Below are 26,726 nucleotides of genomic sequence, written 5' to 3'. Positions count from 1 at the left end.
TCACTGGACCCGCTCTTTCGGCTCCAGCGACTCGTTCTCGACGCGGTCGAAGGCGGCCTCGTTCGCTCGCTCGAACTCGCGGAGTTCCTCGAGGTTCGCGTAGTAATACGAAAGCGCCTCGTACACCTCCGAGAGGGAAATCCCGAGCTGGTCGGCCACGTGGGCCGGCGGCTGCCCGGCGTCGACCGCCCGCGCGGCGACGTGACGGACGCCGATCCGGGTGCCCTCGATGCGGGGCTCCCCGCCGAGGACGTCGTCGGTCCGGACGATGCGCGTCATCTCTGCGGGAGGATTGGCCGTCACCGTACATAACCCGTCGGCCTCGGCAACCCCTACTACTGACGGGACCTGCGACTTCCGGAGGAGCGAACTCTCGTGTGCAGTCGCTTCCGACATAGCCGACAGCCGGCCGCCCGACACTGACGGTTGTCAGCCGTTACCGGACGATGGACCATGCGATCGGCCACCAGATGGCCGATCGGCCGATAACGGCCCCCCAACTGCCAGTATGACCAGGAGAGACGACAGTACGGGCGAAAAGAGGGTGCCGCCGTCAGGTGTCGGAATCGAGGCGCCGTCGCTGGTCCCGAAGGAACTCGACGACGGCGTCGACGTCCCGCTTCGGGACGATCTGCTGCTCGAAAACGCCTTTAAACGCGTCGCCGAACCCCTCGGAGGTGAGCCGCTCGAGGACAGTGTCGATACGGCCAGCGAGTTTCTCGAGATCGCCACGATGGAGGTGAGTCACGATCCGGTCGAAATCCGCGTCTGCAGCAAGCACCACCAGATCACGGGTATCTGCCCGTCGACCACTGTGAAGTTTCACCACGAACAACAGTTCTCGTTCCGGAATCCTGGCCGTTAGCGGGCGACCGGTTCGCAACTCTTCCGTCGTGGAGTGCTGTGCTAGATAGCGGTACGACCACTCGGCCTCCGTCTGTCGACAGCCCAACGCATCGATCATCGCGTCGAATCGAACCGGGTTGCCGACGTCTTTCTCGAACCGGACGGTGCGCCCCTCGTACCGGTGATTGTGCTCGACGTCGGCAGTTTTCTCGTAGCCACGGTCGGCGAGAAGTGTGGTGTAGTCGTCGACCGCCTGAGCCGGAACGACGACGTCGACGTCCGTCGTGAACCGCTGGTTGAACGCCGCGATCGCCCACCCCCCCACCAGTACGTACGGCAACTCGGTGTCGATGACCGCTTCCAGCGTATCCAGCAACTCGTCTTCGCGTTCGCCGAGACTCATGCGTTCACGCGAGGATCCTCGTGGGAGGCGTCGATTTCGCGGTCGTACTCGTCGGCGATCATCTCCAGCGCCGGCTCGTAGTTCACCCGGTACCTCATCATGTGGTCGATCGTCTCCTCCAGCGGAACGACCGGGTTGCCGTCGACCCACTCGCGGGTGAGGTCCCCCGTCGTGGGAAACAGAACGTACGAGACTGTCCCGTCGTGTTCGGACGAATCCAGCCGGTCTTCGACAGAGTGGGGGACCCCGAACTCGTCGAAGAACGCCGTCCACCGCTGTAGATCCCGGTCTGTGACCCGGAGGAAGATGGGATAGTCGTCGTGGCCGCGGGCGATCTGATAGCCACCGTGGGTCCAGACGTAGACGCCGTCGATTTTCGTGTACGCGAACGGCATTCCGGCGAAGTGCGGGATGACGTACCCGTCGTCGATCGACGGCGGGATCGATCGAGACAGCGCCGCGACGACGTCACGGTAGCGATCCCTGACCTCGTAATTCTCGACGTAGACGCCGTCGTCACGCCGGAGAATCCCCGCCCCCTCCAGCCGTTCGATCCACTCGTAAACCCACGAGTAGGAACCGTCGATCTTCCCGGAGATCCGGCGGATCGAATCACCCGGTCGGACCGCCAAGGTGATCTTCGCCGCGGTCTCGTCGACGTACTCCATCATCCCTAGTTATCGGTATCACATCCAATACTATTAGTTTTGCCCCCCTGAAATCCACATGCAGTTATTGGTACACAGATAATCCCTCGCTCCAGGAGGGGAGACACCCGCACCTCCGTTTCGATCGTTCTTGGAGATCTCCGGTCGGTCCGTTTCGTTCGAAGCGTCGAAGAGATCGAATCGACACGCTCGTGTATCGGGGTACACAATCCGGGTTCGAATCCGAATCCGCCGGGTCGCGCCGTGGCTGTACCCCGATACGAAGGGTGGAGGCCAGTATCACGTGGCCGCGCTGAGTCGGGACCAGACGGCGGTGGGTCACGACGTGACGGTGGCGACGATCAGGACAGCTACCGACCATCTCGCGGGGCTGTCCCGTGATTATCGAGGTACGCCCGGGCGAACCGCCGCCAGTTCGCCTGCAAGTGGGCATCCGCCTCCCAGAGATTCGAGATCTCGACGTCGAAATCCTTGATTTCGGCACCGGTTTCCCGATAGTATCTGTCGAGGTGGATCGTCCCGTCGTCGTGTTCGGCGTCGTCCACTTTCGCGACTTCGACGAGCGATCCGTCCGACAGTTCGAAGACCAAAACCGCGGCGAAAGAGTCGACGTCGTCGACGCTCGGATCGGCACGGACACCGACGTGAAAGACCGTCCCCCGTAGTGATCCGACCTCGTACATGTAATCGAATTCTGGAAATTCGCTCATATTACATAACTGATTGGTGGTTTCGAATGTTCACGCACCGACCGGTATTAATCACTCATATAACTATTTTATTTTATAGCTATCTATTTCACAAGTAGTTTGAGTATGCCGTTCTCCGGAACGATCGAGAAACGTTTATAACGTTGTGGTTCGAACTCAACGATAAGTGAAAAAATATGTCTGACACGGAGTCACGAGGGGACGTCCCGCCGGACTCGACGGCCCCAGTCGATCGCGCGGAGCTCCGAGCCCGCATGGCTCGGGCGCTCGCTCGCGGGGGGCTGCCGGGCGTGCAGGTCATCAGCTGGGAGAGCGCCGAGGAGGTTCTCACTCCCCGTCGCCGGGAGATCATCGAGACCCTCCGGGAGCGGGAGGTCGAGTCGGTACGGGGTCTCGCGCGCGAACTCGGGCGCGACAAGGGGCAGGTCAGTCGTGACCTGGGCGTGCTAGCAGAGCACGGAATCGTTCGGTACGAGCGGGTCGGGAACGCGAAACGTCCGCGGCTCACGCAGGAGCACGTGGTCGTCGAGCCGATCGTCTGAACATACGAGGTGATGGCCGTTACCGGACGATCGGCCACCCGCTGGGCCGATCGATCGGTAACTCGATACAACTGCCATTATGAGGACCGGCCGGTCGAGTCCTTCGATGGACAGTTCGACGTCGTCGGCTCGCCCTTCCACGCGCTCTTTGCACTCCTCGACCGTCGGCAGTTCGATCTTCTTCGAGACGATCCCGTAGTCGGGGTCGCGTTCAGAGAAGAGCGGAGCGTTCGAGACTGCATCCAGGGATGGGAGTTGTGACACCGTTCTAATTTTCAGTAGTATTTAGTAGTGTTCACCCACAATCAGTAGTACTGGCGAGGACAGATTGTGTCACACTACGTCTGGGTCGCCGCTGACCCGTGTTACTACCGCGATTTCTGTGCAGTCCACCCATGTCTCCCTCACCCGGTTTCACCGTGAGTGACCGGGCACGGTGCTGAGAGAGGCGGGTCTGACGACCGCTCGCCTGATCCTGTTGGTCGGTCGCGGACTGAACGCCAGCAGAACGGGCACACCCCGCGTGGCGTGATGGAAAGCTGGCGTGGTTCCCCGTCGAGATATACTCAGCGGGGTTCGCCGTCTCCATCTTGCACGCATCGATGTGTTTCCGTCCGACGTTCACCGCCCCAACCACGTCACGATCACACTCGTAGCCACACCCGGGGCAGTGGAAATGTCCACCGTGACGACACTCCGTGTGATCGTTCGGTGCGTTTACCGTCTCTCCACGCTCACCGCATCGCGGACAGTACCGCGAAGTGCCCCACGGATTCACCGTCGCAAACTCGATTCCGAGCAACCCGGCCTTGTACTCGACGTGGTCGAGCAGTTCTCCCCGTGCCCACGAGGAAATCGACCACGCGACTGCCCCACTTGTATCGTCTGCGTCAAACTGGCCGAGGGACTCGAACACGATGGTTTCACAGCCGTTCTCGGCGGCTGCCCACACCAACTGGTTCGCCACGTCGTGTTGAATTTGCTCACGAAGGCGGCGTTCTTTTCGCCGCGTCTGGCGGTACTCACAGAGCAAGTGATCGAACCGTTCCGTGTGTGCTTTCCCCTGTCTGCGGAGTTCTGCGAGGCGGTCGTTGATGCCTTCGGCGTCGGCTTTCACCCGGAACAGTTTGTCCTTCGCTGGATGGTCGATGAACTGTGGCGGCGTCACCTGCTCGTGTGTCTCGTCGCCGGTGTCAAGAACGACCGCCGTGGCCTGTTTCTTGACGCCGAGATCGACCGCTAACACGCGGTCGGCAACTGTCTCTGTTTCCTGCTCGGGCACAGAAACAGGCACGTCGAGGGTGTAGCCATGCTCGGAAGCGTGCAATGTTGGGGCTTTCACGTCTCCCGCTTCGAGCATCTCGTTAACTCGGGAATGGGTCGGGAAGCGGAGTTCGTGGTTCGTCCAGTCGTGGTAGCTCTCCGGTGAAAGCGAGTCTGGCGCGTTCAGCACGAGGCGGAGTTCATCGTCTTCGACTGCTAGTTCGTGGATGTGGTAATCGCCCTTATCGGGTGCGTAGGGTAGTGTGCCGTTGGGTTCGGGCGTCTCGACGAGTTCCGTGTACTTTTCGGGGAAGTGTCCGTGCTGGTCGTAGTAGGTGTTGAGTTGCTCGACGACAGACTCCAGTACGCGCCAGTTGATGTATGGTGAGTTTTCATCGAACAACCGTTGGCGGAGTCTGTGCCAGCCGATGCGTCGAATCTTGCGCTCGGCAACGGTGTCGGTCACGAACTGGAACGCCTGATACTCGTCGGTGTGGGCGTCGAGGATGTGCGTGACGCGGTGGTAGACACATCGTTTGAATCGACTGTAGACGTACTCTTCAACGTCTTCGAAGGCGTCAGAGTCGTCGTCGCGGATGTAGGTGTAGGACTGGCCTGTGTGGTCGCTGATAGCGTCGAGATGCGTGTCAGTCCAGTATTCAGTGTCGAGGAGGCGCTGTGTGTGTTGCTGGACGAGTGTGGTGAGGCGGTCGCAAGCCTCGTGATGCTCGTCGGGGATGTGGAACTGTTCGGTGAGTTGCATCGTTAGTCGTCGTCGTGGTCTGGTTTTGTCGTCCGGACGAGTTTGACGGTTGCGCCGATCCAGTCTTTTGGGGCGGTGACGTGTGCGCCGCCACTCCCGAACGGCTTGACTTCGCGTTCAACGATTTCTTCTCCTTCGATTTCGTACCGATCTCCCATACATTACTATATGGTATACATATAATTAAATATTTCGCTCGGAAAGACGACTGGGTACTACTGAATATACTGGATTTTGTAACAGTTACGCTACCCCACACCAGCGTTTCAATCGTTCTTGGAGATCTTCGGTCGGCCTGTTTCGTTCGAGACGTTCGATTGGTCGGCCTGGTGAGACACACCACGATTTCGAGTGAAACCACCCGAGTACGATGACGTCGCAACCGGCCGCAGACGGTTCACGGTCAGGCAGGCTCCAGTCGGTCGGCTGGGTCAGTGGTGAGGTCGACTTCGAATGGAGTCGGAATCCGGTCGGACAGGCGTTGTCGGTCGAACGGGCATGCGAGCAGTCTTTATAAGGGATTCAGTCGGGCCGACGCTGTCCGAGGGCCAATAGTGACTGATTCTGCGGGGGATCGCGTTGGTGTGCGTTTTTGGACGACGTGGAACAGATCGGTGACGACCTCGAAAGCCCCGAGTCGCTGGAGTCGAGGGCTTCGGTGCGCTCCTCGCTCACTCCGTTCGCTGCGGTGCTTCCGTCAGCCGTCTTCCTCCAGCGACTCGCCCCTTTCAGTCCCAACCCCGCTGTCTGATCGGCCGGTTGCCGTCAGTTGTGACCCCAATATAGCGAGCGCTTTCGAATCGTTCTGTGGTTCTGTTGTATTCTCGGTGGCTTCTTCCCGAGTGCCCTCCCGGTAGCCCCGCCACACACACCACCGTGTCGATCGTTCTCGGGACGACCCCCGACGATCTCGAGTCGTGAGGCGTCGGAAGTCGCGTGGCATCGCGAGGGGGCGTCTTCGAATCGTCTCGGCTGCGTGGTTCGTTCCTGGCGGTACAGCACCGAGGTGGACTGTCGAGGTCGATCGCGGACGTTGATCCAGAACAGACGAAACGAGGGGTGGTCCCCCCGCGAAAACCGCGATCTCATCGGAATCTGATCGGTAAAGCGAGGAAATCGAATCGGCTTCGTGTAGGGGTTTTGGGAGCGATTGATAGTCGGCACGACTTTGAGATCATGGCAGGTTGATATCGTGCCCACGAAAACGATAATTACGGGTTGGCGTGTTGTTTTGTGGTATGCGTAACCCCACCCGGCGCTCGATGCTAACAGGGATTGGTTCAGTTCCGATGTTGGGCTGGATGCCATTCGATGCTGATCTCGGCGCAGAAGACCGATCGACGGTTCCATTCCTTGAGGATGCGGCTGAATCTGGAGGGGAAGCCCGGTCTGAGGTTGGCTCAGGTCCTGGATCCCAGTTTGCCATGGACGTCCCGGACAACGTCACCGAGCCGTTCCTACTCGCGTACGGTGCTGCGCCCGTCTATATGGGCGAATGGCAGGACGCTGATCGGGACGTCATGATCGAGGAGGTGTTACGTCTCGATCCGGATATGATCTCCAACCAGCATCTGTTCGGACGCTTGCCACCGTTCGACGGTGGGGTCGGCAGGCGTACACGAGCAGGCGGAATGCTCACTCATCGCTACGGGTCCTCGGCATCGGGTGGGATTCATCCAATCACGCCCGTCGAAACCGTCGACGACTGGTACGACGACCAGCCCGACGACGAGCGGTGGTACCATCCCGACGGCACACCGGTCACGAGTGTTGCAGAACTTGCAGGCGTGGGGATCGATGGAGAGCCCTGGAAGCCACCCGCCGGGCCGGGCGACGATCCAGACGCGATTTTTCCGTCAGTATTCGCGGAGGGCACACTGAAGTACTTCACCCAGCGGGGACGGGAGATCTCCCAAATGGGGTTCACACAGCTCTGGGTCGATCACATCTCGTTCGGTACTAGCTCGGGCCTCGACTGCTCTCTCTGGGCGGACGTCACGTTCCGGGAGTACCTCGAGTCACTCCCGGACAGTACTCTCGCGGAGTATGGCATCGACGATGTCGACGGATTCGATATGCGATCGTATCTCCAGACGAACGACCTGATGCCCGACGATGTCGAGGTTCCCGCCGTCGATCCCGTGTACCGCGAACGGCGAAAGCTCCAGCACCGAACCGCCAAGCGACTCTTCGATCGGTTTTTCGAGGACGCCAGAGAAGACTTGCCAGCCGAGATCGAGGCGGCAGGTTCGACGAATCTGGGAGTACAGTTCGGATTACAGAGCCACGTTTTGCGACCGGCGTCGGTGTATCTGAGCGACGTCTTCGATGAGATCCTGCTGGAGACCTCACCTGCGATTCCGCCCGAAGAGCTGTCGGACGTCTCGATCAAGATCGCGCGAGCGTCCGGGCGGTTCGAGAAGGCAGTCAGAGTGTTTCACACAATTTGGCACGAACAACCCGAGGCCGAGGGATTCGACAGCACCGAGTATTACCCGACGCTGCTCGAGTTTCACGTCGCCCAGTCGTACGCTCACGGCGCAGTCCACCAGATCCAGTTAACCAGCGGCCCGGACGAGTCCTACGACTGGCGGATCGACACCTGGATGCGCGAAGACGGCACTATCGGGGATCGTCTCCATCGGTTCGTCGATTTCCTCCGATCCCATCGTCGGTTCCTGAGCAACGGTCGAGAGCAGCATCGGACGGCGATCGTCGTCTCGCTACCGACGTTGCTGTGGGAGGACGCCCCGGAATGGGGAACTCCCCGTAGTCACCGAAACGCGGTCCACGGCACCGGTCGGCTCCTCCGAGAGGCACAACTGCCCTTCGATGTCGTCATCCTCGACGATCCGGAGTTGTGGGCGGCGCCAGAGCAGACCGCGGCGCTCCAGACGTACGACCAGGTGGTGCTGCCGAGTGTTGAGTGTGTGTCGGACGATCACGTGGCGGCACTCGAGGAGGCACTTGCGGCCGGCACGTCTGTACTCGTCGCCGGTGGGGCACCCACCCGGAGTGCCGCGTTTGAACCCCGCGAGGATCTACAGGCAACCCTCGAATCGGCCTCGAACGCGACGGTCGTCGACGATGACGTGTCAGCCGACGGAAACGGGGTGGGTGCACAGGCAGTTCGGGACCAGTTGGCAGCGTTCGATCCGGGCGTGGAACTCGATAGTGACGCCCGAATCAGTCTCACTCGGATGGCGGTCAGCGATGGGACAGAACGCGAGACCGGTGCAGCTGACGACGATGGGAGTGGTGCCGACAGCGACACCGCCGAATTCGTCGTCGTCCATCTCCTCAACTACGCCTACGACCGGGACACCGACGCGATGCGATCCCGCGAAGCCGTCAAGGTGACCGTTCGTGACCTGCCGTTCTCGCCGGCTGCGGCGTCTTACTACACGGTCGACGGGTCGACCGCCCTCGAAATCGACGGGGATGCAGACGAGGTATCGGTGACGGTCCCGACGCTGGACGTGTGGGGATTCCTTGTCTTCGCGGAGTCGGACGCTGCCTTGCGACCCGCCACGGACGAGGCGGCGGCGCGGACGACGATCAATGAAGCTCGGGAGGCCGTCGAGACGGCAGTGACGGACGATCGAGAGGAGTTGCTGGAGGCTGCATCCGCGACACTGCACAACGCAGAACAGGCCTTCGCGTTCGAACAGTACGACGTCGCAAAGGAGCGTGCGACGGCGGCGATCGACTGGGCAGACCGGGCTTACCGGACGCCGGTGATCGGGATCGATCAGGCCCACAACCAGCCATCACATCCCGATTTCGAGTGGGACGACGGTGGGGGATCGTTCGCAGCGTTCGCGGACGCATTCCCGGAGTACGAGGTGCGGCCAGTACCCGAGTGGAATCACGAAACGCTCGAGGAACTGGATCTGTTGTTCGTGCCGCCTGCACTCGGAGACGCCCTATACGAATTTACCGAAACGGAGCTGGATGCCGTCGAGTCGTTCGTCACAAACGGGGGTGGACTCGTGGTCGAAGGTTTCGCGGGTATGCCCGAAGACATTAGCGAGTTGACGTCCGTTTACGGGTTTAACTTCGATCGTGCCGAAATCGGTCGTCCCGAAGGGGAACGCATCGAGGCGGCGATCGAGCCCTCGAGGCTGACGTGGATGTTCACCGGTTCTCGACCCCGGACAGTTCTGACGGATATCGGCGACGCCCACGTGTGGGCCCGTCTGCCGGAAGACACCGGGGCGTGGTTGAACCGCACTCATGGACCGGTCCACGATCGGGAACCGGACGACGAGGATGCGGCCGGCGCACCCGTGGGTGTGGCAGTTTCACACGGCGAAGGGTTTGTGGTCGGCGCGGGGTATCTCCTCGCCAGCCAAGTCGAGTTCGGATCAGACGAGTGGGCGCTCGTCGTCAACCTCGTAGCACTCCAGGGTCTGCTCTCACGCACGTCCGGGGACGTGACAGGCGACGAGTCGGACGATGGGGTGATCGACGAGAATGGAGGACACGCAGATGACGAGGATGACGGAGAGGCGACTGACGACGACGAGAGGATCGAGAACGAGGACACGGAGACGGACACGGAATCGCCCGGATTCGGTATCGGGGCGGGGATCGCGGGAGTCGGTGGCGCGGCGTACCTGTTGAGGAAGCGGCTTTCGGACGAAGACCGGGAGTGACGTTTCGGACGAAGACCGGGAGTGACGCCGGGTCGCACCGTGGCTGTGCCCGGTGAGGGTCGGATCTCGTCACGACCGGTGCACATGTGTGGAAACATGTATAAGACATCGGCGGCTATCCACGGCTATGTCGACTGATGACGTCCCCGAAGAGACGACGGTCAACGACAGGGGGATGGTGACGGTGCCGGCCTCGCTTCGTCGACGCCTCGACATCGAATCCGGGGACAAACTCCGCTGGGAGGTGGTGAACGACGAGCTGCGAGTCGAGGTGATCCGGCAACGATACGGCGCGTTCGAGGACGACGACTTGCAAGCCGATCTCGGTGGCGACGGGCTAGAGACACACGATCTCGCCGGCCGCGAGGCAGACCCGTCTGCCTCGGAGTCCTTCTAATGACGCGTGCAGTTATCGATTCAAACGTCCTGATCGATTACAAGGATACGGGGGCGGGTGGCCGTCACGATCGGGCAGACGCGATCGTTCGCAGGATCGACCGGGACGAGCTTCCGACAGTCAGGGTTACAAATTACGTTCTCCTCGAGACGCTGAACTGGATCCACGAACGGCAGCGCCACGACATCGCCGTCGATCTCCGATCACGCCTGTCCGAATCGGCAGGGTTCGAACTGGTTCATGGAACACAGTCGGATTTCCACCGGGCGGTCGAACTGTTCGAAACCTACGACAGTCTCGCATTCGGTGACGCGACGATCGTCGCCTACATGGAGCGGACTGGGATCGATCATCTCTACTCGTTCGACGAGGATTTCGATGTCGTCGACGGTCTCATCCGTCTCGATACTCCCGACGATCCGTTCGCCTGATACTGCTGCCGTCAGGTGTCGGAATCGAGGCGCCGTCGCCGGTCCCGAAGGAACTCGACGACGGCGTCGACGTCGCGCTTCGGGACGATCTGCTGCTCGAAAACGCCTTCAAACGCGTCGCCGAACCCCTCGGAGGTGAGCCGCTCGAGGACAGTGTCGATACGGCCAGCGAGTTTCTCGAGATCGCCACGATGGAGGTGAGTCACGATCCGGTCGAATCCTTCGGTTGGTCGGCCTGGAGAGACACACCACTCTTGCAAGTGAAGCGCGACGTGGTCGGGGGATGCACTGGACAGTCACGCTTCACTCGAACTGTCGGTGTGTGGGTTCTTCGTCCGACGGGAGGCACACCCCACCACGTCGAGTGTTCTGCAGTGGAGTCAGATCAGATCGGAGCAGATCGAGTCGGTTCGGCTCGGGCCGAGAGACACACCACGATTTCGAGTGAAACCACCCGAGTACGACGACGTCGCAATCGGCCGCAGACGGTTCACGGTCAGGCAGGCTCCAGTCGGTCGGTTGGGTCAGTGGTGAGGTCGTCTTCGAATGGAGTCGGAATCCGGTCGGACAGGCGTTGTCGGTCGAACGGGCATGCGAGCAGTCCTTGTGACGGATTCAGTCGGGCCGACGCTGTCCGAGGGCCAATAGTGACTGATTCTGCTGGGGATCGCGTTGGTGTGCGTTTTTGAACGAGGTGGAACAGATCGGTGACGACCTCGAAAGCCCCGAGTCGCTGGAGTCGAGGGCTTCGGTGCGCTCCTCGCTCACGTCGTTCGCTGCGGTGCTTCCGTCAGCCGTCTTCCTCCAGCGACTCGCCCCTTTCAGTCCCGGCCGGACCGGTTGCTGGGCAGCGCTGGTTGGTATGTGATCGAATCGTGGAGCGACACTCGGTCTCGAGTATCTTCGGTCGGTCGAGGGAGGCGAACCGGTAGTGGTGGGGTTCCTGGCGCCGGAGGCCTGTGCGTCCTCATGGTTGGCGGGCAGTTCGTGGACGGTGGCCTGACTCGTTGTCGAGTTGGTGTCGACGAGTCGCTTTCCTGGTGTCCCCGCGTCAGAGTCGGTGGCTTTCTGGGCGGTGATATGTAATCTGGTTGCTCAGTTTCAGCGGTGATAATCGGGAGGTTGGATTTATCAGTGGTGCAAGGAAAGTCGTCGATAGCCACCACGATGATCGGGACGTTGCCGTCGAGTGTCGGTCGCAGGGCGTGCGGTGCTGCAGCAGCGAGCTGGGGGCCGGCCGATCGTCAGTGGGGGGTTGAAACACTACGACCATGAAATTGAAAGCGTTTTTCGAGGACAGAGAGGCAGTATCGCCCGTCATCGGCGTTATCCTGATGGTTGCGATTACGGTGATTCTCGCAGCCGTCATCGGGACGTTCGTGCTCGGTCTGGGTGACCAGGTCGGGGACACAGCGCCGAATGCGAATTGGGATGCAAATGCTGATGAACCTGTTGACCCTGGGGAAGTGACGTTCACGCACAATGGTGGCGACAGTGTTGACGCCGACACGCTTACTGTTGTGTCATCCGATACGGATGTTGTGACGGTAGAAGACCATGATGATGTGACAGGGCTGACAGGCCCAGCTCCGGAGTCGTTATCAGCAGGGGATAGCTTTACCGCTGACTTGACTGATCAGACTAGTGGCGAGGCTGAAGCGTCAATTCGACTTGTCTGGCAGTCAGGTGATTCCTCATCGATTCTTAAATCGATAGACGTTGAGTACTCGGATTAAACGCTACCTCTCTAATTACTTTTTTTCATTTTGCCGTATAGCCGAACAGTACCTGTTCCAACATTTCGACTGGCACGTAAACTCGTCGCGATAGCTGGAGACGGTGGTTACTAGCTGTCAGTGTTTGCTTGAACAATGGTGGAATTGGCTCCCAAATAGCATCTCTGGATAATAGTTCAAATTATAATTGCGTTGGTGTGATTTTACGGTGTAACAGTTGAAAATTCCCAGTAGATACTGAGATGCTAGGGTCTTGTGAGTGTCACTGGTGGGTCAGTAAATCTCTGCGGCGGCCCTGGATCCAACAATCATCCAGTAATGTGTTAGCGTTATCGACTAGTGGCGAGCGATTTTAAGTTTATTAACGTTCCGCGCTATCACTATGCTTCATCCGCGGTATTGAAGAAAACGCGTCATACAACTGAGAGTACACTCAGCCGAATTGAATGTCTTGCGTGCGCTAGACTTAAGATCGACAGAGGTTACGCGACTGACAAAATATGCCGATAACTTTTCGTTCTGGGCTAACAACTTGTCAATCTTTAAGTCGTCTACCGTCTTGTTAGTCAAAAAGTGCCTTGAGGACCTGTGTTCATAATTGATAATTAGATCATCGGATTTAACTCTTTACTGTCGATAGTTATGAATAACCACCATGCCGGAAAGTGTGAAATGATCCAACGGCCTGTCGTGCCAGAATACACGGAAGGTCACTGCATCTTTCCTAAGGATGGTGGAGAGAAAAAGAGGACATCGAAAGTATGCAATTGAAAACGTTTGCCGAAGATAAAGATGCTGTATCGCCCGTTATCGGCGTCATATTGATGGTTGCCATAACAGTAATCTTGGCGGCTGTTATTGGCACATTCGTGTTGGGTCTCGGTGATCAGGTAGGGGACACGGCGCCGAATTCGCAGTTCGAAGGAGAACTCGTTGCTGACTATGAGAGCGTGGATGATGAAGAACGATTCATGGAATTCACTCATCAGGGAGGGGATTCAGTTGAGTTTGATGCGCTCGGAGTGAGTGTTGCAAATAATGACAACTCAGATAATGTGGATGAATTCGACGTGGACAATGGCGCAGGTGATACCATAAGTGCAGGCAACGTTGTGGGAATTACTGTGGACCACGATAGTGGGGTTGAAAACGGCGATCCCCTTGTCTCAGAGGGAGCAACCGTGAGCCTTACGTGGGAATCTGGTGATCGGTCATCCGTCCTTCGTGAATTTACAGTGCCAAATACAGTAGAAGCTAACGTCTAACAAGAGTTAGTCCCTATTTTTAGGTTTTTAAGCCATTATCCAGCCGCCGCTCGAATAGAGGAGGCCACATTGACGGTAGACTTTCGGACGGAACTCTATGTAGAAATCATCGATCGGATGCGCAAAAAAGTCCTGTAGGTGACGCTATGACTAAGAAAGAACGCGCTCACTACTGGATCCACCGCAACTTCGCTTCAATCGTTTTTACCTGAGATGGTTGGACTGAATTCGAAATACTACTTCGATATCGCAGCCGAATACGAGTGTTCTGCACTGGCAAGATTCACACCCACACCAACATTTCAATCGTTCTCACCGCTACGCGATGGCTTCGAACGATCCTCCGAGGTCAGACGCACGAGCACACACCACCGTTTCATTCTTTCTGAGAACTTTCGATCGTTCCTCAGAGGCGAACGCGCAGGGCCTCTATGTCGATTCCGTCGGGCGGGTGGTTGTCCTCAAACACGGAGAGTACTGTGTCAAGTTTTACTGCCAGTCCAAACTCCTAGTAGATACCGCCTGATGGCCCCTGGTTGAGGTCGTGTCGGTCGAGGACGCCGAGCATGACGAGTTCGTTGAGGTGGCTGTAGACGCTGTGATCGCTCAATAGTTCCCGGTCGTGTTTCCACGTCTTCCCCGGAGACACACCCCAGTCCAAGTGTAACTGTTCGGCAGGAGGAGGGTCGTTCGACGTCTAAAGACGAAATCGTGCTGAATCAATATACTGCAGGCGGCCTAGGTACGGTGTCGAGTTCTTCGAGCGTTTTCGAGCATCCGTTTTCAGTTGGACTGGGGTGTGTCCTGGGTTCCTTAACCCATGATCTCCCCTCAACACTGTTCGGAGATTACAGTTGGACTGGGGTGTGTGTCCCGTCCATGGTCCACCAATTTTGAATCAGCTACCACTCTCTGCCGTCGAAGATCTCTGCCCGACGGTGGTTGAATTGATTCGCTCCTTCGGAGATTGTATACACTTTATTTACGAACACCCAATCTCCGAATATTGCTGACTGGACTGCTCGGAGAATACAGTTTGACTGAGGTGTGTGTCTGTAGTCGACTTGTAGAAAATAAATGGATTATACAAATAAAATGGCGCCTATATCGAATTTACACTTTGACTCGGGTTAGGTACTATTTTATACTATCCCCAGAAAGGTCCGAACGTGACCGACGATCCACGCCCCGGTGAGACGGGGTCCGGAACGAACGACTCGGTTGCGTCCGGTCCGGATCCGCTCTTTGCCCCGGACGACGACGAAACCACGACGCTGTTCAGGAACCGGACGCTGCTGGAGGTGGGAACGGTTCCCGATTCGGATCGCATCGTCGGGCGGGACGAAGAGATTCAGGATCTCGCGGGCTACATTCGTCCGGTGGTTTCCGGCGCCGCGCCGACGCCGGTGCTCGTGTACGGTAAGACCGGGACCGGCAAATCGCTGGTGTCCCGGCACGTCTCGGAGCGTGCCCGGGCGGAGGCGGACCGACGCGGTCGGCGTCTCGCCGTCGCGTACGTCGACTGCGCGCAACACTCGACGGAAGCGCAGGCCGCCTGCGCCGTGGCTCGTGCGCTGAACACCGCAGCCGGGTCCCCCGAACGGATCCCACTGAAGGGGCTCGGACGATCCCACTACTACACGTACACCTGGGAGCTGCTCGAGGCGCACTTCGACGGCGCGATCGTGATCCTCGACGAGATCGATCGGCTTCAACCCGACGCCGACGGCAACCGCGACAACATTCTGATGCAGCTCTCCCGGGCGCGAGAGGCGGGCAAGGTCGACACCGACGTCGGGATCATCGGCATCTCCAACAAGATCGACTGGGGGAAAGAACTCAACCAGCGCGTTCGCTCCTCGCTGGGCAGCGAGGAACTCATCTTTCCCCCGTACGACGCCGATCAGCTTCGAGACATCATGTACGCCCGCGAGGACGCGTTCCGGGAGGGCGCCCTCGCCGAGGAGGTGATTCCGAAGGCGGCCGCCCTCGCCGCCCGGGAACACGGCGACGCCCGGAAGGCGATCCGAATCCTCAAAAACGCCGGCGAGATCGCCGAACAACGTGCCGACGAGATGGTCCGGGAGTCACATCTCGAGGCCGCCAAGAAGCGTGCGGAGGCCGACCGGCTGCTGGAGTTGCTATCGACGCAGACGCCCCACGCCAAGCACGTCCTGCTGGCGCTCGCCTCCCTGACCGAACACCGCGACAGCGAGGAGTTCCGGACGACCGAAGTGTTCGACGTGTACCGGCTCGTCTGTGCGAACGAGGGGATCGAGGCGCTGAAACTCGACCGCGTTCGGGAGCTCCTCGACGAACAGGCGTTCCTGGACATCACGGAGGCCCACGTGACAAGCGGCGGTCGCGGGGCGGGAACGTACAAACTCCACCGCCTGTTGAAGGATCCGGAGGTGGTTCGCAACTGCGTCAACTCGGCGTTCGGGACGAACCCCGAGGATCTCGAAGGATGACGATCGTCAGCATCCACGAATACGAACTGGCCGACGACGCAACGCCGGCAGCGTTCGAGGCGGCCGTCGCCGAGGCGGAGTCGCGAAACCTGTTCGATCTTCCGGGGCTGAGTGAGTACTGGTTCCTGAAGGGCATCAAAGGCGCTCGTGTCGATCAGTATACTGCTGTCTGGCAGTACGAGAGTCGGGCGGCGTGGCGACAGCTGTGGGGGCCCGTTGATGATCCAAAGCCCAAAGCGGAGTATCCGGAGCCGTGGCTCGAATGGGAGGACGAACTGCTTGCGCCGGTACTCTCCGAGGACCCCGACGAGATCCGGTTCAGCTCGTATCGAACGCTCGAAGAGTTGTGAGACCGGCACTACCGATCTCGACGTCTTCCCGTTCTGGGGTCTCAAAGTAGTCTCTATTACGCTGTCTGGGTGGACTCGCCGGTCGTCTCGGGATCGGCGTGGCTCGCCCGGTAGTTGATGTGTTCACTGCGGGTTTCCCTGGCGGGACCGGCGCGGTCGATCGCGGCAGCGATATAGCACACGACCGGACGAACCGTGAGGGATGGACGCGGCCGCTGGCTCGTCGCCCCGACGCCGGGTCGCGTGCGAATCGGCACGTTTGTGTATCGGGCTCTGCAATCCGGATTCGAATGCGAATCCTCCGGGTCGCACCCTGGCTATACCCCGACACGAAAGGCGGTGGCCAGTACCACGTCCACGCGATGAGCAGAGACCAGGCGGCGATGGGGCATGACGTGACGGTGTTGACGACGCGCGTCGATGAGTCGTTGCCACAGATCGAGGAGACCGACGGGTACACGGTGGTGCGGGTCTCGCCCGGCGTGAATATCCTGGGCAACGACGTCTCGCCGGCCGTCGCGCGGTATCTCTGGAAGCAAAGTGGTGACTTCGATGTGATCCATGCCCACTCGCATCTGTATTTCGTGACGAACCTGGCGGCTCTCACGCGACGGCTCGGCGGACCACCGCTTGCGATCACGAACCACGGGCTGTACAGCCAATCCGCGCCAGAGCGGCTCTTCCGGTGGTATTTGAAGACGCTGGGGCGGTGGACGTTCAACCAGGCCGATACGGTGTTCTGCTATACAGAGACCGACAAACAGCGGGTGCGGGATCTGGGTGTGACGAGCCGGATCGAAGTGGTGCCAAACGGCGTGGATACCGAACGGTTCAGGTCTGACGGGCCTGTAAGCGAACGGATTGATCACGACGGCTACGTCGTTCTGTTTGTGGGGAGATTAGTTGAGGGAAAGCGCCCAATGGACGTGATCCAAGCTGTTAGCCGGCTTGATGACGACATTCACCTCTATATCTGTGGCGATGGCCCATTACGATCGGAGTTGGAAGCCACCGCTGGACCACAGGTCACTTTTTTAGGTCTGGTCCCACACGAAGAGATGCCCGAAGTGTACCGTGCAGCAGATTTACTGGTTCTACCGAGTCGTGCAGAGGGGACGCCGCGAACTATAATGGAAGCGTTATCTACAGGAGTTCCTGTGGTCTGTTCTGATCTTCCCCAAGTTCGGTCTGTTTTTGGAGAATGTGTGAGATATACTTCCAAAGAAGATATAGAGGAGATTGCCAGTGCAATAAAGGAACGTATTGATGCAGACCAAGCCCCTACCCTTTCTCAGGAACTCCGATGGAATCAAACAGTTAAGAAAACTACCATAAATCTAAAATATCTTACCAGTTTAAATGAAGACAAACCGTAGATATCGTGTAGCTAGAAATAGTGACACACAAATTTACCATTTAGGAAAATGACGTTCCAACATAAAGTTCCTGGAATTAAGGACATCTATGAGGAGTACAAGAATGGAGGAGTAAGGAATATCCTCGTACAAGTATGGCGCTACATACTTCTATATTCTTTTCTGTCTCCCCAACTCAGGGGTATCCTTGGAGATATTCTACACGAAAAATTAGTTAGATCTGTCACTATTGGATACTGGCCCAAAATAAAAAATCCTCGATCACTCAATGAGAAAACTATGCATCGAAAAATATATACTGAAAATGATATTTTTTCTATAATTGAAGATAAAGTGAGGGTCAGAAATTACGTTCAGAAAAAAGTTGGGAGTAGCTATTTGAATGAAACCTATTTCATAACAGAGGACCCCGGTGAGATTCCGTTTAAAAACTTACCTGATGAGTTCGTTGTAAAGGCAAATCACGGGAGCAGCTGGAATATTCTCGTTGAGAACAAAGATGAAGCTGATTACGACAAAATCAGAGAAACTTGCCAGACTTGGCTATCTCAAACATATGCACCTTCGGCAAAAGAGTATTGGTATCAAGATATCCCTCCAAAAATTATAGTAGAAGAATATCTTGAAGGTATTAATCAAGAAATTCCAAGAGATTACAAATTCTTCGTCTATGACGGTACAGTTGAGTACGTTCTTGTTGATATTGACAGGATGGGTGACCATAGAAGAGCCGTATTTGACCGAGATTGGAATTGGGTACCCGTATCAGTAAAATTCCCACGCTGTGAAGACGTGGATAAACCAGAAACCTTCGAAGAGATGCTTCGCGTGGCGGAAGAATTGGGTAAGGAGTTTGACTTCCTTCGAGTTGACTTGTACAATACGGCTGAACATGGGGTTGTCTTTGGTGAACTGACTGTGGCTCACGGTTCGGGAGGAAGCCGTATCCGCCCTATTGACTACGATTTCGAATTCGGCACCCATTGGGATGTCCAGTGAATTCGGTGAGGGATTCCCTCAAACGATAGCCTTTTTAACTCATTACTTTCAACAAAGCACAGAATGACTCGTCCATTACGGGTTGTCTTTTTTCACATTCATACGGGAGAGGAATACTACGGAGGAGCTCCAAAGATGCTTTTTCGACTTCTTAGTTCTCTAGATTCAGACCGCTTCGCACCGGTTTTACTCTCGCCAAACGAGGGGTATCTCTGCAAACAGGTACGCAAATTGAATATCGACGTTAAGATCGTTCCATTTAAAGGCGCTCTTGATACTTACCGACAGGGATTGCTATCGGACCCGAAGATTATGATTCCAGCACTATTTCGTATGCTGCAATACAATTTTGAGGCTCGGAAATGCCTTCAAAGTGCAGACATCATTTGGTGTCAGAATCTCCGTGCAGTATTGACTGTGTTCCCTCATCTGCAGGTCAGTCAAACACCAACCATCTGGAATATAGGTCTCGGTCTAAACTCCGAGGGGACAATTAGATACCTTCACCGCGTTGCGCTAGCAACTGTAGACTACGTGTTCATCGAATCGGAGGAGCAAGCGAACCGAATCTTTGACTCCGATGTACACGAACAGTACAGAGAGAAGTTCACAGTGTTCCACAAAGGAATTGACGTGAGCAAATTTGATCCATCACGATTATCTGATCCTACGAATACAGACGAATTTCGAATCGGTACAGCCGTATCACTCACTCCCCGGAAAGGCATTGAGTATCTAATAGATGCTGTTCCGGACCTTGTAGAAGAAAATGAAAACGTGAAAGTTCTCATTGCAGGTCAAACGCCGAAGGAAGACGAAACTTACGCAGATAAGCTGAGAAATCAAGTGAAGGAAACTGGGATTGAAGAATATGTAGAATTTTTAGGATGGGTTGATGAGATGCCAGAATATCTCAATACGCTAGACGTGTTTGTTCTCCCTTCGTTAAACGAAGGAATTCCGGGGGCTGTCCGTGAGGCGCTTGCCATGGAGGTTCCGGTAATCGCAACCAATGTTGGAGGGACCCCTGAAGTCGTGATTCATAAATCCACAGGACTCTTAATAGAGCCAAAAGATTCAGAACAGATTGTAGAGTCAGTCATATTTTTCATGAGAAATCCTAGTGAGGCTGACCGGATGGCCAGAGAGGGACGAAAACACGTAGTTGATTCCTTTTCAATGGAGAACTACGTACAGAAATACGAAGAGTTTCTGTCCGAGGTAGGGAATGAGACAAAATCTCCAAATGGCGAATAAAGGATATCAAAAACTCGGAGATGAATCCAACTCGCTAACGGAGTGGATACCAATAATCCTCGCTGGTATACTGGTCGTTGCTGTTGTCATTTTCGACTACGATCGGTTTGCATTCACGACCCCAATTGGAAGATTCGTGTTTGCAGATGTCACTATGGTATTATTCGTTGTTGTGACTGCCGTCACTGCCTTTCAAGTTCATCTTACACGCGGTGGCTTCATCGTCATACTTTCGCTGCTCTGTCTCGGAATTACTGGGTTTTTTTCAATACTCTATTTAATTCTAGTAGCCGAGCTCCCAAATGTCGGGAGAGCAGTAACTGATTCAATCAGGTACCTGTTGTACGGCGCGGTAGTTTTTTGCCTTCTGCCAATTATAACACACCATAGAAACTGGCGAATCTATATCCAAGTATTTGTTGGCTGCTATATTCTGGTATTACTCGTTGCCATTAGTCAAAGTCTTGCAGTGTTGGGAATCGCACCATTTGATCCGCTCTTCCGATGGGAAAACATCCGGGGAGGTGGTACGCGCATCGCGGGGACGTTCCGATGGCAGGGACCATTTGTATTGTATATGGGATTGATGCTGCCGATACTCGTAACAAGAACAATCACAGCAACTAACCGAATATTAAAAGTTTTTTATACCGGATTGGTTGCTGGAGGTGTTTTGTCGATCTTCTTTAGTGGTTCTCGAATTGGATTACTCATTCTTCCTTTCGCGTTCCTTCCAGTTGTCGCAGTGGCAATTCGAAGTCGAGAGTTGATTTCGCTATATCCACTCCTGTTCGGGGGCGTACTTCTTGTACCCTTAGTCTACTTTGAGGTCGGTGCAGTTGAACGAGCAATAGATCAACTGTATAGCCTCATAACGTCTCCTGGTGAACAATCCCGAGTTCGAATCTGGAGGCAAGCACTCAGTGAAATGTTGGACACTTCTCTTTTCTTTGGATTAGGACCTAGACAAACTATCTACATAGTTGGAACAACCCCCCATAGTGGTTATATTGGATTTTTAGTTGAAAGAGGTATATTCGGTTTATTAGTTTTCGTCATATTAATCGTGAGTCTTGTTCGTATAGCTGCTCAATTGATTACGTCTTATTTTGATGATGCCCCACTAATGGCTCTATGCGTGGCATCTATGGTACCGATTATGTTGGTATATTCTATTGCTAATAGTGCGTTCACCGGACGGATTGCACCACTGATCGTCGCCTTGATTTTATCTACACATCAACTAATTAATGGTGGGGGATTTCATCACACTATTGAATGATCCTGACGCTGCTCACCGGTGTCAAAACTGCTGAGGGTTCTTGTGTAGTAGTGATCAGTTTGGCTATACTAGCGTGTGAAGTTCTGTAACCAGTGTCAGTCGATCACATCGGGTTTGAGTGAAAGTGTCTGCTTGGGAAGAGTGTGGAACCTACCGAAGCAGACAGCGAGATAGAGGAAGAGTACCTGCTTAATTTTGTCGTCAACAGCCTCGACGAAGAGCTTGCGATAGATCTCGGTTAGGATGTCGAGGTCACGACAGAGACGTTGTACGAGGTCCTCGCCGGCGCCAGCGCCGGCGGGACCTCAATCAACCACGTCTGCGAAACGACCGACGACTCGCCACACGCCAACACTGTCCGGGGACATCTCACCGAGCAGTTCGAGCTTGACTCGGTTGAGGCGGTTGGGGACACGCTTCTGCAACGAGATGCGCTTGCGACACTTCCGGATCGACCGGTGGAGGTCTGCGCAGACCTCCACCTCGATCCCTACTACGGTGACGAAGACGAGACAGAGGCGCTGTACTTCTCGCAAGCGAAACGAGGAACAACTGCATTTCACGCGTACGCGACACTCTACGCACGGGTACGCAACAAGCGATACACGCTGGCGGTGCGCCAGCTTGTCGCTGGCGACACCACCAGCGATGTCCTCGCTGAGTTTCTCGAACTCCTCGACGGTCTTGACCTCAGCGTCAAGGCCGTCTATCTTGACCGCGGCTTCTACAACAGCACCTGTCTCGGACTGCTGTACGCGCACAACTACGCCTATGCGATGCCGATCGTCAAGTGGGGCGAGACGATTCAAGACGAACTCAGCAGAGGTTGGAGCCGCGAGATCGAGCACGATCTCGCCGGCAAGGTAACGTTCCCCGTGTTCATCGATTGTGTGTACCAGCAGGAGCGGTACGATGAACACGGAGTGGCGCGTCACGGCTACGCCGCTGACGCGCCGTTCATCGACACGCCACGAGATGCTCGAGAGCACTACAGCAAGCGTTTCGGCATCGAGTCGAGCTACCGATTAGCCAAGCAGAGCCTCGCTCTCACTAGTTCCCGGGACGCTGGATTGCGACTGTTGATGTTTGTGGTGAGCCTGCTGCTCCAGAACAGCTGGCGGTATCTGCATTGGAGGTACGTGGCGGCGCCCCGCCGCGGGGGGCGCCGCCTCTGGAGATGGCCGTTCACGGAGTTTTGTGAGATGGTGCGGCGGGCCGCTTGGACAGTACTGGGTGTGCGCAGGGCTGTCCCAGCGAATCAACCACTCGACGACCGGTTCTTCCGGTAGCTGTCCACCGATCCGGGCAGCGGTCGTGAGTGGCGACACTGTCGCGTCGGCGGCGGAGCGCCGCCGACAGCGACTCCTTGTCGCCTGAGCTTACCGCCCGTGTCATTCTGAGCACTAACCACGCATCAAAAACGCAGATTCAAGCTCTTCCCGAGAAGTTTGAGAGGTGTCGATGTGATCGACTGAGTGTGCATCTGTTTCTGTCCAGTCGTGGGTAATACGGTTCTATGCTATGACACTCTGCTAAGTTTCTAGAAGGAGGGTCCCACAGAAAGGTTCACATATCCGGTGCTGTCCTGGGATTAAATCCCCTAAACGGGTCTGTTGGATATGGTTGGTGAAATAATCGCACCAATGCGGATGGGAAATTCTGAGAGTTGACAAGAATCGTGTAAAATTTTTTGTGGCATTCTTTTCTAGAGGGGATGGAGTACAACGGAGAGCGAAGGCCGATCCAGAGAGGACAATTTTGGCTGGCCTGAGTGAGAGGGTGCGATATCATAGCGAAAACTTTCCTGCCTTCCGGACAACTGATTAACGAAGAGATGCTTTTCTCCATGGAAGTTCCACTCCAGAAGGGGCCATGTAGCCCTTAAATTCACCATCGATAAGTCGCCTCTATGCCCGACCGAAGCTATGAAAAATCAGATAGATGATCGTTGAACGGAGTTAAAGCGCCCTTATTGAGATACCATCTCCCCAATCACGAGGAGGTGCTGATTCACCGAAGTAATACCCGAGGACTGCAGTCGACGACTCTAAGTGATTAATTGAGTGAAACTAGTGTGAGTAACACTCTCGCCATCACTATTTCTCCCATTGGAATAATATTTTGCCACCGAAATCTTGATAGCTAAATACCAAATTATTTACTCTAGACTAACGCAAGCGTCAAACGACTAACCACAGCGTCATTACCCGATCGAAAAGGTAATCAATAAATCCAAGGAGTGCAGTAAAGAGTTAATAACTACGATTGACTTCACTCGTCCCTCCATGAACAAACCGCTCGTAAGCGTGGTTATTCCCACGTATAATCGACCAGAATTGTTAACACGTGCTGTTGAGAGTGCTTTGACACAAACATATGAAAAGATAGAGATAGTTGTGGTCGATGATGGATCTGATATACCTGCTCGTAAAACACTCTCTCAGTATAATACGTCGGTTAGGATTATCACGCACAATGAAAATAGAGGTGGATCCGTTGCACGAAATACCGGCATTCGTTGTTCTCGTGGAAAATATATTGCCTTCCTTGACGATGATGATGTTTGGGAATCAAATAAAATCTCAAAGCAAGTGTCGAAGTTTGAAAGTTGCGACTCTGAGGTTGGACTAGTCTATTGTTGGATACGTAGAACTGATACAGACGGTCAAACTATTCTAGTTAAAAATTCCAAAAATAATGGAAAGGTAACTACAGATATTCTCTTACAAAACTTTGTGGGTAGCTATTCATCAGTAATGGTTAAGAGACAAGTGATTGATGAGGCTGGATTGCCTGATGTTCAATTTGAGAGATGGCAAGATCGGGAGTGGTATTTGCGGTTATCTCATATATGTGAATTTGAATACGTACCAGAGATTCTAGTCACTCAAGAGAAACAAGGTGGTAATAACTATCAAAAACTAAAAAGATCGAAAGAAGTATTTATAGATAAATATCAACAGGAAATAGAAAACAGTGGAAGATTGCTTGAGCGTAAAGTGAAGAGTAATCTCTGCTACGAAGTCGGGAGTGCAGGGGTTAGGAAGGGTGAGTTACGAGAAGCACGCAGGTATTTGTTGAAATCTATTTGTTATAACCCGTTTAATTATATGTCGGTTATGTTTTTTATACTATCGTTCGGAGATGAACGTATGATACGACTGATCCGGCAACTTCGGCGTTCCGCAGTCGATCTCCGTAACTAACACTAGAACACTCTTGTCCTATCCAAGCTTAGTCGATCACATCGCGTTAGGGGCAGCGTCTCCTCGGGAAGAGTGTGGAACCTGGCGGCGCCCCGGCGCGGGGGTGCCGTCTCTGGAGATGGCCGTTCACAAAGTTCTGTGAGATGGTACTGTGGGCAGCCTGGACAGCACTTAGTGTGTACAGAGTTGTTTCAGCGAACCAGCGGCTCGACGACCGGTTCGTCCGGTAACGGTCCATCGGTCGTGGCAGCAGTCGCGAGTGGCGACGCTGTCGCGTCGGCGGCTGAGCGCCGCCGACAGCGACAGCTCCGTCTTCGATCAGCGTTGCTCGACCGTTACAGATGACTTATCACACCAGAGCAGGTGGCTCAGGTCAGGCTAACAGGCGATGCTTTGTGAGGTACTGATGACCGGTGTGATCTGCATCAGCAACAAGATCGAATACCGTGATCGACTCGGCGAACGTGTCGACTCGTCCCTGCAGGACAACGAACTCGTCTTCGACCCCTACGACGCCACGCAGCTCCGGGCGATCCTCGATCACCGCCGGGACGCCTTCGTCGAGGGAGTTCTCGAGGACGGCGTCATCTCGAAGACCGCGGCGCTTGCCGCCCGTGAACACGGGGATGCACGCAAGGCCATCGACGTGCTCTACGAGGCCGGGCGCCTCGCCGAAAAGGAAGGCGCCACGACCGTCACCGAAGGTCACGTCGACGCCGCCCTCCGAAAGGCGGAGATCAACCGATTCCAGCGACTCGTGAGCGGACAGACGCCACACGTGAAACACGTCCTTCGCTCGCTCGCGTTGCTCACCGAGAAGACGGAGGAAACGCGGTTTCGCACTGCGGAGGTGTACGACGCCTACGAGAAGGTCGTCAGTCAAACGGAGTCGTCTCCGTTGAGCTACGATCGGGTCCAGCGTCTCCTCAAGGAACAGGCGTTTCTGGGCATCACCGAAAGCGAACACACCGGTGGCGGTCACGGGGAGGGCAGCTATCGGGTCCACCAGTTGCTCCGGTCCCCCGAGGTTGTTGTTGAGGGTCTCGACCGCGAGTAGTACACTCGGTACGTGGTGTGGGGGCAAGAGCTTGGGACGAACTGAACGGGAGGTGGGTGTGGGATTCAATCAGTACAAGTTGTGGGCGATTGGTTACCCTTGATTAGAAATAGTTAAATTGATGATACCAGAATTTAATCAAAACAGATATTGGTCTACTATAGTTATCTGTTCTTAACCGTGACATCTGCCATCACTCGAGGTATATCCATTTATAAAGAGAAAGGTGCAATAACGCTGCTTCAGAGAACTCTCCGAAAAATACACCGAGATGTCTACTGCAAGTCAATGTCTGTCCGCGGCCGGTACTCCTTCACACTGGCTGATCATACTATTACATTTTCTGCTCCGACACCCACGGTGGTAAAGCGAAATCGAAGTCGTTTCAAATCTGAAAAACAGGAGCTTGCAGATTTCATTAACGAGATCAAAGAAGGGGACGTTGTATACGATGTTGGAGCGAATACGGGCCTGTACACGCTTTTTGCAGCGAAAGCCTGTCCAGATGGAGAAGTGATCGCATTCGAGCCGTATCCCCCGAACCTCGACCTGTTGAAACAAGATGTCGCTCGAAATCAGCTACAGAATGTGGAGATCGTCGATGTTGCGCTGTCGGATTCCGTTGGGAATATCGAATTCAGCCAGCCAAGTGAAGACGATGTGGGTTATGGGTCATCGTCGATAGAAGCAGACGAGTCAGAAGCCACAATTGAAGTCCCAACAACGACCGGGGATCAGCTTATTGCTGATGGTGAAATACCTGCACCGAATGTGATTAAGATAGACGTGGAAGGATCAGAGCCACTTGTTCTTGAGGGGTTAGAAAAGGCACTCTCCGCCCCCAGTTGCCGAACGGTATACTGTGAGGTTCATCTACCGGGACTGGATCTCCGGCCTTCTGTTGAAGATTTTGGAAGTTCAGCAGAAGACATAGAGAACCGATTGAGAGAGTTCGGTTTTACAGTTGAACGACTCCACAGCAGTAGGGGGAGTGAGATCTTCTATAAAGCTAAGAAATGATCCCAAGTCTCCCCTGATCTCTGTCT

23 protein-coding genes and 4 pseudogenes are annotated in these 26,726 nt (G+C 55.4%); 19 read left to right on the top strand and 8 right to left on the bottom strand.

The window, feature by feature from the left end; genetic code table 11:
- From AArcCO_RS14280 to AArcCO_RS14270, 3 genes are all read right to left on the bottom strand, one after another.
- Nucleotides 1-279, bottom strand: a complete 279-nt coding sequence (locus AArcCO_RS14280) for a DUF433 domain-containing protein (RefSeq protein WP_259534162.1) — start codon at nucleotides 277-279, stop codon at nucleotides 1-3.
- 274 nt (nucleotides 280-553) lie between these two features.
- Nucleotides 554-1,249 (bottom strand): hypothetical protein, encoded by a 696-nt coding sequence (locus tag AArcCO_RS14275; RefSeq protein WP_259534161.1) that lies wholly within the window; start codon nucleotides 1,247-1,249, stop codon nucleotides 554-556.
- Complete coding sequence (locus AArcCO_RS14270; protein ID WP_259534160.1) at nucleotides 1,246-1,917, bottom strand: helix-turn-helix domain-containing protein; 672 nt, start codon at nucleotides 1,915-1,917, stop codon at nucleotides 1,246-1,248. Before AArcCO_RS14270 ends, AArcCO_RS14275 begins: the two co-directional genes overlap by 4 nt.
- A 220-nt stretch (nucleotides 1,918-2,137) precedes the next feature.
- On the opposite strand from AArcCO_RS14270, the pseudogene AArcCO_RS15995 reads away from it, so the two are divergent.
- A pseudogene (locus AArcCO_RS15995) lies at nucleotides 2,138-2,263 on the top strand (glycosyltransferase family 1 protein); the annotation flags it as partial.
- A gap of 4 nt (nucleotides 2,264-2,267) precedes the next feature.
- Here the strand turns inward: AArcCO_RS15995 and AArcCO_RS14265 are convergent.
- Nucleotides 2,268-2,627 carry a DUF7718 family protein gene (locus AArcCO_RS14265; RefSeq protein WP_259534159.1) on the bottom strand — a complete coding sequence of 120 codons (360 nt, stop codon included), beginning with the start codon at nucleotides 2,625-2,627 and terminating at the stop codon, nucleotides 2,268-2,270.
- A gap of 176 nt (nucleotides 2,628-2,803) precedes the next feature.
- Between AArcCO_RS14265 and AArcCO_RS14260 the strand changes: the two genes are divergently transcribed.
- Together AArcCO_RS14260 and AArcCO_RS14255 are read left to right on the top strand one after the other, a co-directional pair.
- Complete coding sequence (locus AArcCO_RS14260; RefSeq protein WP_259534158.1) at nucleotides 2,804-3,169, top strand: HVO_A0114 family putative DNA-binding protein; 366 nt, start codon at nucleotides 2,804-2,806, stop codon at nucleotides 3,167-3,169.
- A 12-nt stretch (nucleotides 3,170-3,181) separates the two neighbouring features.
- Nucleotides 3,182-3,430, top strand: a complete 249-nt coding sequence (locus AArcCO_RS14255; RefSeq protein ID WP_259534157.1) for a hypothetical protein — start codon at nucleotides 3,182-3,184, stop codon at nucleotides 3,428-3,430.
- Between the two features lie 34 nt (nucleotides 3,431-3,464).
- Here AArcCO_RS14255 and AArcCO_RS14250 read toward each other — a convergent pair whose 3' ends face one another.
- Complete coding sequence (locus AArcCO_RS14250; protein WP_259534156.1) at nucleotides 3,465-5,195, bottom strand: RNA-guided endonuclease InsQ/TnpB family protein; 1,731 nt, start codon at nucleotides 5,193-5,195, stop codon at nucleotides 3,465-3,467.
- A gap of 2 nt (nucleotides 5,196-5,197) precedes the next feature.
- Nucleotides 5,198-5,353 (bottom strand): DUF2080 family transposase-associated protein, encoded by a 156-nt coding sequence (locus AArcCO_RS14245; RefSeq protein ID WP_259534155.1) that lies wholly within the window; start codon nucleotides 5,351-5,353, stop codon nucleotides 5,198-5,200.
- Between the two features lie 1,266 nt (nucleotides 5,354-6,619).
- On the opposite strand from AArcCO_RS14245, the gene AArcCO_RS14240 reads away from it, so the two are divergent.
- The 3 genes from AArcCO_RS14240 (at nucleotide 6,620) to AArcCO_RS14230 (ending at nucleotide 10,681) form a co-directional block, all read left to right on the top strand.
- Nucleotides 6,620-9,853 (top strand): PGF-CTERM sorting domain-containing protein, encoded by a 3,234-nt coding sequence (locus AArcCO_RS14240; RefSeq protein ID WP_259534154.1) that lies wholly within the window; start codon nucleotides 6,620-6,622, stop codon nucleotides 9,851-9,853.
- Between the two features lie 127 nt (nucleotides 9,854-9,980).
- The gene (locus AArcCO_RS14235) at nucleotides 9,981-10,250 is read left to right on the top strand and encodes an AbrB/MazE/SpoVT family DNA-binding domain-containing protein (protein ID WP_259534153.1); all 270 of its coding nucleotides are present in this window, start codon (nucleotides 9,981-9,983) and stop codon (nucleotides 10,248-10,250) included.
- Entirely contained in the window at nucleotides 10,250-10,681 is a 432-nt protein-coding gene (locus AArcCO_RS14230; protein WP_259534152.1) for a type II toxin-antitoxin system VapC family toxin, read from the top strand. Before AArcCO_RS14235 ends, AArcCO_RS14230 begins: the two co-directional genes overlap by 1 nt.
- 11 nt (nucleotides 10,682-10,692) lie before the next feature.
- Here AArcCO_RS14230 and AArcCO_RS14225 read toward each other — a convergent pair whose 3' ends face one another.
- Entirely contained in the window at nucleotides 10,693-10,887 is a 195-nt protein-coding gene (locus tag AArcCO_RS14225) for a hypothetical protein (RefSeq protein WP_259534151.1), read from the bottom strand.
- Nucleotides 10,888-11,952: 1,065 nt separating this feature from the next.
- Here AArcCO_RS14225 and AArcCO_RS14220 point away from each other — a divergent pair.
- Together AArcCO_RS14220 and AArcCO_RS14215 are read left to right on the top strand one after the other, a co-directional pair.
- Nucleotides 11,953-12,417 (top strand): type IV pilin domain-containing protein, encoded by a 465-nt coding sequence (locus AArcCO_RS14220; RefSeq protein ID WP_259534150.1) that lies wholly within the window; start codon nucleotides 11,953-11,955, stop codon nucleotides 12,415-12,417.
- A 761-nt stretch (nucleotides 12,418-13,178) separates the two neighbouring features.
- Nucleotides 13,179-13,682, top strand: a complete 504-nt coding sequence (locus tag AArcCO_RS14215) for a type IV pilin domain-containing protein (protein WP_259534149.1) — start codon at nucleotides 13,179-13,181, stop codon at nucleotides 13,680-13,682.
- A gap of 508 nt (nucleotides 13,683-14,190) precedes the next feature.
- On the opposite strand, the gene AArcCO_RS14210 is transcribed toward AArcCO_RS14215, so the two are convergent.
- Nucleotides 14,191-14,331: a hypothetical protein gene (locus AArcCO_RS14210; RefSeq protein WP_259534148.1), complete on the bottom strand. Its 141-nt coding sequence runs from the start codon at nucleotides 14,329-14,331 to the stop codon at nucleotides 14,191-14,193.
- 625 nt (nucleotides 14,332-14,956) lie between these two features.
- On the opposite strand from AArcCO_RS14210, the gene AArcCO_RS14205 reads away from it, so the two are divergent.
- The 11 genes and pseudogenes from AArcCO_RS14205 to AArcCO_RS14155 all read left to right on the top strand — a co-directional run bounded on the left by AArcCO_RS14205 (nucleotide 14,957) and on the right by AArcCO_RS14155 (nucleotide 26,700).
- The gene (locus AArcCO_RS14205) at nucleotides 14,957-16,153 is read left to right on the top strand and encodes an orc1/cdc6 family replication initiation protein (protein ID WP_259536461.1); all 1,197 of its coding nucleotides are present in this window, start codon (nucleotides 14,957-14,959) and stop codon (nucleotides 16,151-16,153) included.
- Nucleotides 16,150-16,503: a hypothetical protein gene (locus AArcCO_RS14200; RefSeq protein WP_259534147.1), complete on the top strand. Its 354-nt coding sequence runs from the start codon at nucleotides 16,150-16,152 to the stop codon at nucleotides 16,501-16,503. The genes AArcCO_RS14205 and AArcCO_RS14200 overlap by 4 nt, the downstream gene beginning before the upstream one ends.
- Nucleotides 16,504-16,793: 290 nt before the next feature.
- On the top strand, nucleotides 16,794-17,879 hold the full coding sequence (locus tag AArcCO_RS14195; protein ID WP_259534146.1) for a glycosyltransferase family 4 protein: 1,086 nt from the start codon (nucleotides 16,794-16,796) through the stop codon (nucleotides 17,877-17,879).
- 48 nt (nucleotides 17,880-17,927) lie between these two features.
- Nucleotides 17,928-18,878: an ATP-grasp fold amidoligase family protein gene (locus AArcCO_RS14190; RefSeq protein ID WP_259534145.1), complete on the top strand. Its 951-nt coding sequence runs from the start codon at nucleotides 17,928-17,930 to the stop codon at nucleotides 18,876-18,878.
- A gap of 63 nt (nucleotides 18,879-18,941) precedes the next feature.
- Entirely contained in the window at nucleotides 18,942-20,135 is a 1,194-nt protein-coding gene (locus AArcCO_RS14185) for a glycosyltransferase family 4 protein (protein WP_259534144.1), read from the top strand.
- Nucleotides 20,107-21,417 (top strand): O-antigen ligase family protein, encoded by a 1,311-nt coding sequence (locus tag AArcCO_RS14180; RefSeq protein WP_259534143.1) that lies wholly within the window; start codon nucleotides 20,107-20,109, stop codon nucleotides 21,415-21,417. Before AArcCO_RS14185 ends, AArcCO_RS14180 begins: the two co-directional genes overlap by 29 nt.
- Before the next feature lie 143 nt (nucleotides 21,418-21,560).
- Nucleotides 21,561-22,706 (top strand): annotated as a pseudogene (locus tag AArcCO_RS14175) (ISH3 family transposase).
- Between the two features lie 996 nt (nucleotides 22,707-23,702).
- The gene (locus tag AArcCO_RS14170; RefSeq protein ID WP_259534142.1) at nucleotides 23,703-24,623 is read left to right on the top strand and encodes a glycosyltransferase family 2 protein; all 921 of its coding nucleotides are present in this window, start codon (nucleotides 23,703-23,705) and stop codon (nucleotides 24,621-24,623) included.
- Nucleotides 24,624-24,704: 81 nt separating this feature from the next.
- Nucleotides 24,705-24,853: pseudogene (locus AArcCO_RS14165) on the top strand (ISH3 family transposase); the annotation flags it as partial.
- Nucleotides 24,854-25,035: 182 nt separating this feature from the next.
- Nucleotides 25,036-25,680 (top strand): annotated as a pseudogene (locus tag AArcCO_RS14160) (Lon-insertion domain-containing protein); the annotation flags it as partial.
- Between the two features lie 180 nt (nucleotides 25,681-25,860).
- Entirely contained in the window at nucleotides 25,861-26,700 is an 840-nt protein-coding gene (locus AArcCO_RS14155; protein WP_259534140.1) for an FkbM family methyltransferase, read from the top strand.
- Nucleotides 26,701-26,726: the final 26 nt, after the last annotated feature.

The sequence above is a fragment of the Halalkaliarchaeum sp. AArc-CO genome, from assembly GCF_024972735.1.
In the GTDB taxonomy this organism is placed as follows: Archaea; Halobacteriota; Halobacteria; order Halobacteriales; family Haloferacaceae; genus Halalkaliarchaeum.
Note: the sequence above shows the minus strand (reverse complement) of the source record. Positions and strands in the feature narration are given on the sequence as shown.